At 66.0% G+C, this 13,081-nt stretch carries 11 protein-coding genes; 7 read left to right on the forward strand and 4 right to left on the reverse strand.

The features are described 5' to 3' along the window. Positions 1-12 precede the first annotated feature (12 nt). From AC3WR5_RS02390 to acnB, 5 genes are all read left to right on the forward strand, one after another. Positions 13-1,035 (forward strand): HpcH/HpaI aldolase/citrate lyase family protein, encoded by a 1,023-nt coding sequence (locus AC3WR5_RS02390; RefSeq protein WP_492481555.1) that lies wholly within the window; start codon positions 13-15, stop codon positions 1,033-1,035. A 191-nt stretch (positions 1,036-1,226) separates the two neighbouring features. Beyond that, entirely contained in the window at positions 1,227-1,982 is a 756-nt protein-coding gene (locus AC3WR5_RS02395; RefSeq protein WP_492481557.1) for a hypothetical protein, read from the forward strand. Between the two features lie 182 nt (positions 1,983-2,164). Beyond that, the gene (locus tag AC3WR5_RS02400) at positions 2,165-2,410 is read left to right on the forward strand and encodes an AbrB/MazE/SpoVT family DNA-binding domain-containing protein (protein ID WP_141286155.1); all 246 of its coding nucleotides are present in this window, start codon (positions 2,165-2,167) and stop codon (positions 2,408-2,410) included. 13 nt (positions 2,411-2,423) lie between these two features. After that, entirely contained in the window at positions 2,424-2,822 is a 399-nt protein-coding gene (locus tag AC3WR5_RS02405) for a type II toxin-antitoxin system VapC family toxin (RefSeq protein ID WP_141286153.1), read from the forward strand. A gap of 77 nt (positions 2,823-2,899) precedes the next feature. After that, positions 2,900-5,497, forward strand: a complete 2,598-nt coding sequence (gene acnB, locus AC3WR5_RS02410; RefSeq protein ID WP_492481560.1) for a bifunctional aconitate hydratase 2/2-methylisocitrate dehydratase — start codon at positions 2,900-2,902, stop codon at positions 5,495-5,497. An 81-nt stretch (positions 5,498-5,578) separates the two neighbouring features. Here the strand turns inward: acnB and AC3WR5_RS02415 are convergent, their stop codons facing one another. After that, positions 5,579-9,286, reverse strand: a complete 3,708-nt coding sequence (locus AC3WR5_RS02415) for a leucine-rich repeat domain-containing protein (protein WP_492481562.1) — start codon at positions 9,284-9,286, stop codon at positions 5,579-5,581. Between the two features lie 199 nt (positions 9,287-9,485). On the opposite strand from AC3WR5_RS02415, the gene AC3WR5_RS02420 reads away from it, so the two are divergent. Next, positions 9,486-9,761 carry a CopG family ribbon-helix-helix protein gene (locus AC3WR5_RS02420; protein WP_492481564.1) on the forward strand — a complete coding sequence of 92 codons (276 nt, stop codon included), beginning with the start codon at positions 9,486-9,488 and terminating at the stop codon, positions 9,759-9,761. Continuing rightward, positions 9,758-10,057 carry a type II toxin-antitoxin system RelE/ParE family toxin gene (locus AC3WR5_RS02425; RefSeq protein WP_141286146.1) on the forward strand — a complete coding sequence of 100 codons (300 nt, stop codon included), beginning with the start codon at positions 9,758-9,760 and terminating at the stop codon, positions 10,055-10,057. Before AC3WR5_RS02420 ends, AC3WR5_RS02425 begins: the two co-directional genes overlap by 4 nt. Before the next feature lie 12 nt (positions 10,058-10,069). Here AC3WR5_RS02425 and AC3WR5_RS02430 read toward each other — a convergent pair whose 3' ends face one another. From AC3WR5_RS02430 to AC3WR5_RS02440, 3 genes are all read right to left on the reverse strand, one after another. Then, positions 10,070-10,576, reverse strand: coding sequence for a hypothetical protein (locus tag AC3WR5_RS02430; RefSeq protein ID WP_492481566.1), 507 nt, complete (start codon positions 10,574-10,576; stop codon positions 10,070-10,072). 249 nt (positions 10,577-10,825) lie between these two features. Next, positions 10,826-12,472 carry an ATP-binding protein gene (locus tag AC3WR5_RS02435; RefSeq protein ID WP_492481568.1) on the reverse strand — a complete coding sequence of 549 codons (1,647 nt, stop codon included), beginning with the start codon at positions 12,470-12,472 and terminating at the stop codon, positions 10,826-10,828. Continuing rightward, positions 12,472-13,044: a heme NO-binding domain-containing protein gene (locus AC3WR5_RS02440; protein WP_141286140.1), complete on the reverse strand. Its 573-nt coding sequence runs from the start codon at positions 13,042-13,044 to the stop codon at positions 12,472-12,474. Before AC3WR5_RS02440 ends, AC3WR5_RS02435 begins: the two co-directional genes overlap by 1 nt. Positions 13,045-13,081 lie beyond the last annotated feature (37 nt).

Genomic DNA, 13,081 nt, shown 5'->3' on the forward strand with positions numbered 1-13,081 from the left:
CTCCTGCCCGCCATGACTGCACTGCGCCACCCCGCCGATGTCCTGTTCGAAGAAGGCGACGCCGTGCCGGCGCTGCCGGTGTGCGACCACTACTGCGGCGTCGAGGCGCGCATGCGAAAGAGCCTGGCGCTGCAGGCCGAGATGGGCCCGGTGTTCGACATCACGCTGGACGGCGAGGACGGCGCACCGGTGGGCGGTGAAGTCGAGCATGCGCACCTGATCGCCGAGCTGGTCACCTCGCCGGAAAACCGCTTCGGCCGCGTCGGCGCACGCGTCGTGCCGGTCGAGCACCCGGCTTTCACGACCATGCTCGAAGCCTTGCTGCCCAAGGCCGGCGCAAAGCTGGCCTACCTGATGATCCCGAAACCGCGCCACCTGGCGGACCTGGAACAGGCGGTGGCCATCATCGATGCACTGTCGGCGCAGGCCGGCCTGGCAAAGCCGATCCCGCTGCACGCGCTGGTCGAGACGCACGGTGCGCTGCGCGACGTGTTCGCGCTGGCCGCGCACCCGCGCATCGAATCGCTGTCCTTCGGCCTGATGGACTTCGTCTCGGCGCACCGCGGCGCGATTCCGCAATCGGCGATGGGCTCGCAGGGCCAGTTCCAGCACCCGCTGGTGCTGCGCGCCAAGCTGGAGATCGCGGCGGCCTGCCACGCGGCAGGCAAGGTGCCTTCGCACTGCGTGGTCACCGAGTTCAAGGACAGCGCCGCGCTGCAGGGCGCCGCCGAACGCGCCTGCCGGCAACTGGGCTACACCCGCATGTGGAGCATCCACCCGGACCAGATCCGCCCCATCGTCGACGCTTTTGCACCCAGCGCTGCCGAGGTCGACCAGGCCGTCGAGATCCTGCAGGCCGCGCAGGCGGCCGACTGGGCGCCGATCCGCCATCGCCACGCCGGCCGGGACCAGTTGCACGACCGGGCCAGCTACCGCTATTTCTGGCAGGTACTGCAGCGGGCCCATCGCACCTCGTTTGCCGGCGGCGCGCAGCTGCCGGCCGAAGTGCAGCTCGCGTTTTTCGGCGCGCACTGAACTGCCCAGGACTCGCCGGAACAGCGCTGACAAATTCCGTCAGTTCAGTCGATGGAACAGAACCTGCTCCGCGTTGTCGTTAAATCGCGCCAAGTCCTGGGCAAATACCAACAGCCTCACAGCTGGTAACAGGGTTTGGCACGGCTTGCGCAGGCACAATACGCCTGCCCTCTTTCCGAAGGAGCCCTGCCTTGATGATTCGCGCTTTTGTGTCCGTGGCGCTGCTGCTCAGCGCAGCCGCCGTAGCAGCCCAGCCCGCCGCTGTTGCCTCTGCCAAATCTTCCACCACCACAGCCAAGGCCGCCGGCAAGGGCACAAAAGCCAAGAAGGTCGTCGAGCCGCCGCCCCCGCCTGTCGAGGTGCCGCTGCCGGTCTCCGAAGGCGAGCAGAACGCCGCCGCCGCCATGACCCATTTTGGTCAGTACGACTGCGAGTTCTCGCAGCGCATGCAGGTGGCGATGAATCCGAAGTACGACGGCTACATTGACGTCACTTTCGGCAAGACCACCTACACGATGAAACCCACCCTGTCGACCACCGGTGCACTGCGCCTGGAAGACGTCAAGGGTGAGGCCTTGCTGCTGCAGATCGCCTACAAGTCCATGCTGATGGACGTGAAGGCCGGACGGCGCATCGTTGACGAATGCGTGCACCCCAAGCAGCTCGAAGCCAAGAACAATGCGGCAGGCCAGCCCCAACAGGCGCTGCTGATGAGCCCGGAGCAAGTCGCCGCCGCAGCCCAGGCTGCTGCAGCCGCACAAGCCGCAGCTGCTGCAGCAGCGCCTGCTCCCGCTCCGGTGCTTGCCGCGGTCGAACCCGCAGCCGTGGCGCCGGCCACTACCGCCCCGTCCACCACGCCTGCTGCGCCCACCCCGGCGCTTCCGGCCGCCGCAGCACCGGTGACCATCGAGGCTGCCGCGCCCAGCCAAGCCCCGGTTCAGCGCTGAGATTGCCCCGCCCTCAGGGGGCTGTTCTTTGCTTGCCACAGGCCCTTCGGGGCCTGTGTTCATTTGTGGCCGGGATTTTTGCAGGCAAACCTGTGCGGCCGGCGTCCCGCGGCCATGCGCATGCACGATTAAGTACGTATAATTCATGCATACCGGTTTGGAAGCTTTGGGAGTACCGACGCATGGAAGCCACTGTTGCCGAGCGTGGGCAGATCACCCTGCCCAAGGCCGTGCGTGATGCCCTGGGCCTGACCAAGGGCACCACGCTGAAGGTCGAACTGGACGGCGCGCGCATCATCCTGCGCAAGGACGTGTCCGACGCCATCTCCCGTGCCCGCGGCCGCTTCAAGCTGGACGGCTTTGCCGACACCGATGAAGCCCTGCGCGCCATCCGTGGCCGCGCCCCCGGCGAGCCGCTGGACGTCTGAGCGCCCCCAAACCGTGATCGCCATCGACTCCTCCGTCGTGATCGACCTGCTGGCCGACGGCCCGGCAGCAGATGCGGCCGAGGCCTGCCTGCGCCAGTCGCTCAGCATCGGCCCGGTGGTCGTCTGCGACGTGGTGCTGACGGAAATCTGCACCGCGTTGAAAAACGGTTCCGAGGCGCTGGAAGTGCTGGAAGACATGGGCGTGGGCTACAGCGCCACCGAAACCAAGGCCGCCGTGCGCGCTGGCGAGATGCAGCGCCGCTACCGCCAGCGCAGCGGCCACCCGGGTGGCCGTGCCGCCCCCGATTTCCTGGTCGGCGCCCACGCGATGTTGCAGTGCGACGGCCTGATCACCCGCGACGCCACCTTCTACCGCGACTATTTCAAGGGCCTGAAGGTCATCGTGCCCTGACCCTGCCTGCCATTCACACCGGCGCCCCGCCTCGCGGGCGCCCCCCTGATACCCACCGTTCTTTCCTGGAGAGCCCCATGCTGCAAGCCTATCGCCAACATGCCGCCGAACGCGCCACGCTCGGCATTCCGCCGCTGCCGCTTGACGCCAAGCAGGTCGCCGACCTGATCGAGCTGATCAAGAACCCGCCGGCTGGCGAAGACGCCTACCTGCTGCATCTGCTGACGCACCGCGTGCCCCCGGGCGTGGACGACGCGGCCAAGGTCAAGGCTTCGTTCCTGGCCGCCGTGGCGCATGGCGACATCAGCGTGCCCCTGGTCCCCAAGGCCCTGGCCACCGAGTTGCTGGGCACCATGGTCGGCGGCTACAACGTGCATCCGCTGATCGAACTGCTGGACGACGCTGAAGTCGCCAGCGTGGCGGCAGAAGGCCTGAAGAAGACCTTGCTGATGTTCGATTTCTTCAATGACGTGGCGGAGAAGGCCAAGGCCGGCAATGCCAAGGCCAAGGAAGTCATGCAGAGCTGGGCGGATGCCGAGTGGTTCACCAGCCGCCCGGAAGTCGAGCAGAAGATCACCATCACCGTCTTCAAGGTGCCTGGCGAGACCAACACCGACGACCTCTCGCCCGCGCCCGACGCCTGGAGCCGCCCGGACATTCCGCTGCACTACCTGGCCATGCTGAAGAACACCCGCGAAGGCGCCGCCTTCGTGCCGGAGGAAGACGGCAAGCGCGGCCCGATGCAGTTCATCGAGGAACTGAAGAAGAAGGGCCACATCGTCGCCTACGTCGGCGACGTGGTCGGCACCGGCTCCTCGCGCAAGTCGGCCACCAACTCGGTGATCTGGGCCACCGGCCAGGACATCCCGTTTGCGCCGAACAAGCGCTTTGGCGGCGTCACGCTGGGCGGCAAGATCGCCCCGATCTTCTTCAACACGCAAGAGAGCTCGGGCTCGCTGCCGATCGAGGTCGATGTGTCGGCCATGGAGATGGGCGATGTGCTCGATGTCTACCCGTACGAGGGCAGGATCACCAAGAACGGCACGGAGATCGCATCCTTCCAGCTGAAGACGGACGTCATCCTCGACTCGGTGCGCGCTGGCGGCAGCATCAACCTCAACATCGGCCGCACGCTGACCGCCAAGGCGCGCGAGTTCCTCGGCCTGCCGGCTTCCACGCTGTTCCGCCTGCCCAAGGCGCCAGCCGAGTCCAAGGCCGGCTTCACGCTGGCGCAGAAGATGGTAGGCCGTGCCGTCGGCCTGCCGGAAGGCCAGGGCGTGCGCCCGGGCACCTACTGCGAACCGAAGATGACGACGGTCGGCTCGCAGGACACCACCGGCCCGATGACCCGCGACGAGCTGAAGGACCTGGCCTGCCTGGGCTTCTCGGCCGACCTGGTGATGCAGTCCTTCTGCCACACCGCCGCCTATCCGAAATCGGTCGACGTGAAGACCCACCGCGAACTGCCGGCCTTCATGAGCAGCCGCGGCGGCGTGGCGCTGCGCCCGGGCGACGGTGTGATCCACAGCTGGCTGAACCGCCTGCTGCTGCCTGACACCGTGGGCACCGGTGGCGACTCGCACACCCGCTTCCCGATCGGCATCTCCTTCCCCGCCGGCTCCGGCCTGGTCGCCTTCGGTGCTGCCACCGGCGTGATGCCGCTGGACATGCCCGAGTCGGTGCTGGTGCGCTTCAAGGGCCAGATGCAACCCGGCGTGACCCTGCGCGACCTGGTGCACGCGATCCCGCTGTACGCGATCAAGGCTGGGCTGCTGACGGTCGCCAAGGCCGGCAAGGTCAACGCCTTCTCGGGCCGCATCCTGGAAATCGAAGGGCTGCCGGACCTGAAGGTCGAACAGGCCTTCGAGCTGAGCGACGCATCGGCCGAGCGCAGCGCTGCCGGCTGCACCATCAAGCTGAATCCCGAGCCGATCAAGGAATACCTCACCAGCAACGTCGTGCTGATGAAGAACATGATCGCCGACGGCTATGCCGACGCCCGCACGCTGCAGCGCCGCATCGAGAAGGTCGAAGCCTGGCTGGCCAAGCCCGATCTGCTGGAAGCCGACAAGGACGCCGAATACGCGCACGTCATCGAAATCGACCTGGCCGACATCAAGGAACCCATCCTCTGCTGCCCGAATGACCCGGATGACGCGAAGTTCCTGTCCGAAGTTGCCGGCACCAAGATCGACGAGGCCTTCATCGGCTCGTGCATGACCAACATCGGCCACTTCCGTGCCGCGGCCAAGCTGCTGGGCGGCCAGCGCGACATCCCCGTCAAGCTGTGGGTGGCACCGCCGACCAAGATGGACGAAAGCGAGCTGATCAAGGAAGGCCACTACGCAGCCTTCGGCACCGCTGGCGCCCGCACCGAAATGCCGGGCTGCTCGCTGTGCATGGGCAACCAGGCGCAGGTGCGCGAAGGCGCGACCGTGGTCTCCACCTCGACCCGCAACTTCCCGAACCGCCTGGGCAAGAACAGCAACGTGTTCCTGGCCTCGGCCGAACTCGCCGCCATCGCCTCCAAGCTCGGCCACATCCCCACCGTGGCCGAATACCACGAAGCCATGGGCGTGGTGAACAAGGACGGCGCCGCGATCTACAAGTACCTCAACTTCGACCAGATCGACGAGTACACCGAAGCCGCGAAGAGCACGGCCGCAGCCTGCTGATCGCCGATCAGGCGCCACCCTCGGGCGCCTGAAACCAAAAGGCCTGCCAGGCAAACCTGGCAGGCCTTTTTCATGGCGTGTTCAACCCAGGCTCAAGCGCCGCTTGATCAGTTCCAGCACAGGCTCGTAGCTCGCTGCAGCCAAGGTTTCGCACCCGCGCGGCACCACCCTGTCTGCAAGTGCATTCAGCGCGTCTGCCAAATGCACCGTGAAGGTTCGAATGTCCTGCAGTTGCTGCGTCGTGCTTTGCCCGCAGTCCACCGGGCCGATCTCGGCCACGAGTGCCTCCAAGGCTGTCATTTCTGAACGCCAGTGAATCACATGTTCGAGGCGCTGCGTCATTCGGCTGATGCCAGCATCGTCCAGCACGACAGGGACAACCCGTTCCGCGAACCGCTCCGCATTGCGCTGCGCACGCTCCCACACAAATCCCAGTTCCCGCATGCAGTCCACAGAGCGCATGTACTTCGCGCTGAGCACGACGATCACGCACAGCCCGCGGCCAATCTCTTCCTCGAACTGCCGAATGCTGTCGCCGTTGCGCAGCCTGTCCTTGTCGCGATGCACTTCTACCCACGGCGCCAGCGCTGCCTGCAGGCCATCCACGGTCGCATCGCTGTCTCCGCCCCAGGCATAGGAAACGTAGACCACCGGTTTCTTCTTCGTGGCTGCCACACCACTGGGCAAGGGCGCTGCATTCACCAGCGCTGCCTTCTCCTCGGCCTCATTGCCACCCATCGCTTTGTCGGCCTTGTCCATGACCGCCTGCCCTTTCATCCATTGAACCTCGGGCTTCTGCCCCAGGCGAACCTCTCCCAGCAGCGCGTTGATCAGATCGCCCGCATGGCTTGAGGCCTCAGGGCCGCTGACCTGCAACACCATCGCGCCCCGCCGCCTTGCGTCTTCACCCGGCTCGGAAGACAGGCGCACCGTTACCCGCGCCTTGGCGTCGTGATAGCACAGGCCATATCGCCAGTACACGGCATTCGGCCCCGCCTTCTCGCCCATTTCGCACAGCACCGTACGCTGCAAGCCACCGTGAAGCAACGGGTAGCGCAGCCGCACTTCCGCATCGGGCTCCGCACCGCGCCATACCGCCTGCTCCTCGCTCGCCATCGCTGCGCGCTCCTGCAGGCAATCCGCGGCAATGTAGTGCCCGTCGCCGACCTTGAAGCAAACCCTGCAGGCCTGCATCAGGCTCAGGAAGTGCGCCTGCTCGCTGGCGTCGTATTCCCCGTCCCACAGCAAGGCAGCCAAAAGCTCCGGCGTGAACAGCCCGCCTTGGCGGCGCAGCGTAGGCAAGACCTTTTGCCGATGCAAAAGCGCGTAGACGCCTTCCAAGGCCCATGCCTGGTCAAGGATGACGGCACCGCCAAACACGTCAGCGCGCCAGAACACCTGCCCTGACTGATGCAGGTAGCCAAGCAAGGTGCGCGGCGCGCTGACGCCGTGTTCCCGACACATCGCGTCAAACGCATCCAGTGCCAACACCTTCTGCGCCTGACCCATCTCCCGCAGCTTGCCGCCCAGCGCGGCCCAGTTGCGTGGGATCAGGATCTCCCCATGCCGCTCGGCTAGCAGCTTGGCCCCCGCCCGCAATTCCGGCAGCAAGCGATCCAGCCCCTCTTCCAGCTTCGCGCTGCAAGCGCTGCGCCGCAACCACCCGAAGCCATGGTCGGCCGGCACCGGCGGCTCCACGAGTTGGCTCTCTTCGTCGCACTGCGCCTGCGCCACGATGACCGGCGTCTGCGGCCCCGCCACCGCCTTCACATAGTCCAGCCAGTAGCCCAGCCGGTGCGAGGGCATCCACAGGCCGCTGTCCAGCACCGGCATTTCGCTCTCGGCGCCCGGGTGCCACAACAGGAGATAAAGCGCGCGGTCATCCAAGAAAAGGCTGTGGGTGCCCAAGAACAAATCCTGCCCACCAAAGTCCCAGAGCTGCACCTCACGCGCCGCCTGCTCTGATGGGCGAGCAGGAGCCTGAGGCAGCTCGAAATGGCGCACCACCACGCCATGGGTGCTTGGCACCGCCGGGTCGAAGGCTTCGCCACACAACCGCCGGCTCACCTGGGTCTTGCCCACCCGGCCATTGCCCAGCACGAAGAGCTTCACCTCGTCAATGGGCACACTGCCATGGGTGTCCAGATCGGCCTGCCAGTCGACCACGGTCATCAGACAGGAATCGCCTCCCCAACTTTGCGATTGGCTTGAAGACAACAGTTCGCGCGGCACGGCTGCCAACGAATCGACCATCAGCTCACGCAGCATGGGCCAGTTCGTCGCCAGGAATGCAGGGACGAAGCCGCTCAGATGGGTGCCGAAAAGCTTGAGGCTTGCCAGTTCGTCCAGCCCGGCCAGTGCCGATACGTCCTTGAGCTGACCGCATAGACTCAGGTCCAGCGTCTGCAGGCCGCTTAGCCCCGCCAGCGCCGTCACGTCCGTGAGCTGATCGCACTCACTCATGTTCAGCGTCTGCAGGCCCCTCAGCTCCGCCAGCACCGTCACGTCCGTGAGCTGATCGCACCCACTCAGGTTCAGCGTCTGCAGGCCGCTCATTCCCGCCAGCGCCGTCACGTCCGTGAGCTGATTGCACCAACTCAGGTTCAGAGTCTGCAGGCCGCTCATTCCCGCCAGCGCCGTCACATCCGTGAGCTGATTGCACCCACTCAGGTTCAGCCTCTGCAGGCCGCTCAGCTCCGCCAGCACCGTCACGTCCGTGAGCTGATTGCACCACCCCAGGTTCAGCGTCTGCAAGCCCCTCAATTCAGCCAGCACCGTCACGTCCTTGAGACGATCACACCCACTCAGGTTCAGCGTCTGCAAGCCACTCAGTTCCGCCAGCACCGTCACGTCCGTGAGTTGATCGCACCCACTCAGGTTCAGCGTCTGCAGGCCACTCAGCTCTGCCAGCACCAGCACTTCCGTGAGCTGATTGCACCAGCTCAAGTTCAGCGTCTGCAGGCCCCTCAGCTCCGCCAGCACCGTCACGTCCGTGAGCTGATCCCACCCACTCAGGTTCAGCGCCTGCAGGCCCCTCAGCTCCACCAGCACCGTCACATCCGTGAGCTGATTGCATCGACTCAGGTTCAGCGTCTGCAGGCCCCTCAGCTCCGCCAGCACCGTCACGTCTGTGAGCTGGTGGCACCCACTCAGGTTCAGCGTCTGCAAGCCCCTCAGCTCCGCCAGCGCCAGCACTTCCGTGAGCTGATTGCATCGACTCAGGTTCAACGTCTGCAGGCTGCTCAGCCTCGCCAGCGTGATCAAGTCCGTGAGCTGGCCGCATCCACTCAGGTTCAGCGTCTGCAGGCCGCTCAGTCCCCCCAGCGCCGTCATTTCAGTGAGCCCGTAGCACCAACTCATGTCCAGCGTGTGCAGACCACCCAGTCCCGCCAGCGCCGTCACTTCATTGAGCCGGTAGCATCGACTCACGTCCAGCGTGTGCAGGCCACTCAGCCCCACCAGCACCGTCATGTCCGTGAGCTGATCGCACCCACTCAGGTTCAGCGCCTGCAGGCCGCTTAACTCCGCCAGCGCTGTCACATCCCTAAGCTGGTAGCCCCCCCTCAGGTTCAGCGTCTGCAGGCCCGTCAACGTGGACAACGCCGTGATATCGCGCAGAAACCTGCAATCGCCCAGATCCAGTTCTCTCAGACTTGCAGCCAGGCGTTCGATGCTGCGTGGCAGGTCGCTGATGCGCAGCCCGTGCAATGACAGGCTGCTTGCCTGGGTGGCCAATGCGTGCTGGATCCTGGCCTCGGCTATCGCATGCGCCTTTTCGTGACGTGACATCTGACCCCAGCTCCCTTGGATTCCCGACCCTGCGCGGATTGTGGAGCGCGCAAGCGCTGCTCAGGCGCCCACGCCCTCCGCTGCATCCTCATTCCGACCATTGACAGGAGGCAAGAACAGCGAAGGTGCCGGGCAGCTGTGGTCACGCAAGCCGTGTAGCACACAGGTGCTACATTCACTTCAACCCTAAGGAAACGCCATGTCCACCACGACGATCCGTTTGCCTGATCCCTTGAAGCAGCGCGTGCAGAAGGCCGCGGAGCAGGCCGACATGACACCGCACAGTTTCATCCTCGAAGCCATTGCGGAAAAGGCAGAGCGGGCCGAGCAGCAAGCCAGCTTTGTCGCCGAAGCGCTCACCCGCGAAGCGACCGTGCAAGCCACCGGGCACGCACTGGACTGGGCGGACGCGCGCAGCTGGCTGAAGTCCCGCACACGCACGACGGCTGGGCAGGCAAGGCGCGGCAAGAAGTGACGGCGGTCAAGCTGGCGCCAGAGGTCATCGAGGACCTCGAACGCATCGTCGCCCACCTGGAAGCGCACGAAGGCAGTGACCTCGACGACAGGGCGGACGAGATCATTTCGGCGCTGGACGTGTTGGCCCAGCATCCGATGATTGGCCGCCTGACCACCAGCGGCCTGCGTGAGCTGGTGATCGGCAAACGCACGCGAGGCTACGTCGCGCTGTACCGCTACCAGGAAGGGGACGACCTGATCCTGGTCTTGGCGATCAGGTCGCAGCGAGAGGCCGGCTACACGCGTGCCGACTGAGGCACAAGCGCCTCAGGCCAGGCGCACCGCCGAGAACGGCGGCAGCAGCGGGCCGCTGGGGCCGAGTTTCTGGAGCATCAGGGTTTCGATGGTCCAGTTGGCGTCGGTGAACATGCCGGCGACGACAAATGAGCGCAGCTCGGAGGAGCCGGAGGGCGCCAGCGAGATGGCGGCCCAGCCGATGGCCGGGTTGTTCGGCACGCTGTAAAAGGCACCTTTTTCGACCGTGAGCAGGCCGTTGATGATCTGGTAGCTGCCTTGGCTGCCGACGTGGCCGGCGTCGAACACGAAGCTGATGCGCGCGATCGCAAACGGGTTTTCGGACCACAGGAAATCGCCGGCCAGGCCGACCAGGGTTTCGATGTCGTCCGAGCCATGCCAGCCGGCCTGGCTGGAAGCCAGCTCGGCGACGTGCCTGGCGTGCGCGCCGTGCAGCAGGTCGGCTTGCGGTGCGCTGATCTTGCTGTCGCGCAGGAAGTGTTGCGGGGTCCGGGATTGAACTGCGGAAGGCTGAGACATGCTGAGGTTCCTCTCCATGCATCCAGACGCGAAAGCGCGCGCCACGTACTGCAGATCGACATCCTCTGCGACGAGCTTACTGCGGCGGTGTGAAGGCGTCGAGACGGCGGGATCGCCTGTCTTGATGAAGCGTCCTCGCGCGACCTTATGCGGATTTCGGTGCCTGATGAGCGGAGCGCCCCCAGACCTGCCGCTTCGCGTGAGGCCCCCCGAGGGGGATGAGAAAACTTGGGGCGGCCCTGCGTTTTCTCATGAGGCGGCACCGTCCGCCGGCAGGAAGCGGGCCAGCACGCGCTTCAGCGCATCCAGCTCGAACGGCTTGCCCAGCACGCCATTGGCGCCGGCCTCGGTGATGCGCTGCTGGTCCACATCCAGCATGCTGGCGGTCCAGATGATGATGGGCAACCGGCCTGCCGGCCCGTGCAACTGGCGAATGGCGCGGCAGGCGGTGAGGCCGTCCATCACCGGCATGCGCAAGTCCATCAGCGCCATGTCGTAGCCGCCGTGCGCGGCGGCCTGCATCGCGTCCGCGCCGTTGCCGAACACATCCACCGTGAGCCCGAGCGCGGCCAGGTGCAGCATCGCGATCTGCTGGTTGACGGGATCGTCTTCGCCCAGCAGCAGGTGGCCGGAGAAGCGGCTGGGCAGCTTCAGCGGCAAGGCGGCCGGCCCGTCCTCCTGCCTTGCCTTCTCCAGGCTCACCGTGAGCCAGAAGCTGCTGCCTTGGCCGGCCTGGCTTTGCAGGCCCACCTCGCCGCCCATCAGCTCGGCCAGCTTGCGGCAGATCGCCAGGCCCAGGCCGGTGCCGCTGTACTGGCGCGTGGTCGACAGATCGGCCTGCGTGAAGGGCTCGAAAATGCTTTGCTGCCGCACCGTCTCGATGCCGATGCCAGTGTCCTGCACCTCCAGCCGCAAGGTGGCGTGCGTGTCGGTCTCTGCCACCAGGCCAACACGCAGCGTCACCTGGCCGGCGCGGGTGAACTTGATCGCGTTGGCCAGGAAGTTGACCAGCACCTGGCGGATGCGGCCCGGGTCGCCCAGCAACAGCTGCGGCACGCCGGGCGCCACCTCGCAGGCCAGTGCCAGGCCCTTGTCGCTCGCCTGGAAGGCCACCAGTTCCACGGCTTCCTGCGCAAGCTGCTGCGGGTCCAGCGGAATCTGCTCCAGCTCCAGCTTGCCGGCCTCGACCTTGGAGAAGTCCAGGATGTCGTTGATGATGCTGAGCAGGGTCTTGCCGCTGCGCGCGGCCGTCTCGGCGCACAGCCGCTGGTCGGGCCGCAGGTCGCTGGCCAGCAGGTACTGCAGCATGCCCAGCACGCCATTGAGCGGCGTGCGGATCTCATGGCTCATCACCGCCAGGAATTCGCTCTTGGTGCGGCTGGCGGCCACCGCCACCTCGGCCGCGAGATGCGCGGCATTCAGGCTGTCCTTCTGCGCGCTGAGCCGGCGGGAAAGCTCCTGTGCATCGGCCAGCGCCTTGTCCTTGGTCTGCAGCAGGAACAGCAGGTCGACCACCGGATCGTGCACCGCGAAGTCGTTCAGCGTCAGGCCGATGCGGCGCAGGCTGGCCATGGCGCCCACCCAGGGCGAGCCGAGGAAAAACACCTGCTCGCCCTGCACCACCATCTCGCCGCGCAGTTGCAGCAACCCTTCTCGGTGGCGGAACACAAACAGCGCCTTCTCGCGCGCGGCGATGGCCTCGAAATCCACCAGGGCCAGCACCGGCCGCACCAGCCTGAACTGCTGCGCCAACGCCGCGCCCGGCACCATCTCCGGGCAGACGCGGCCCAGCACTGTGCCGACCTGCAGCAACCGAAGCTGCCGGTCCAGCACCATGTGGAAAGGAAACGCTGCAGCGAATTGCGCCGGCGTGAGGTTCAGCGAGGCAGCCGACATCACGCGGCCGGGTGTGCGGGCACCTCGATGTACTCGATGCGGAAGACGTCGTGGTCCTGCGGCCCTCGGAACGCGATCTGCCGCACCGTCACCGGCTGCCTGAAGCGCTGCCCCAGGCCCTCGATCAGGCCGATCACCATCGGCGCCATGCCCTGGCGCTCGCTGCGGTAATGCAGCAGCAGACCCTGCTCGCTTGCTGGCAGCGACTCGACCTCGAACGATGGCGGCCGCAAGTCGGGAAAGGTCATGCCGACGTGGCTGTGCAGGGTGTCGAGGTTGAGCAGGAAGGTCTTCAGGTCCGAGCCGGCCATCGCCAGCATCTCGCCGTAGCCGACCTGCGCGGTGTAGAGCACCCAGTGCTGGCCGAAGGCTTCCAGCAGGGCATCGGCATCCATGCCCAGCAACTCGCTGGCGGCACCGACGAGTTTGAAGCTCAACTCGTCGGGGTAGCTGTCCATCGAGATGAACATCTCCTGTGCCACGCCGGCCCGCTGCAGAACCTGCCGCCAGGTGTCGCCGCCGAACCGCTGGACCACGAAATCTTCCAGGCCCTGGTTGACCAATCCGTACATGGACGCCTCTCCGCGGGCCCGGAACAGCGGCCCGCCG

The sequence above is a fragment of the Ideonella sp. FW305-24 genome (assembly GCF_058788035.1).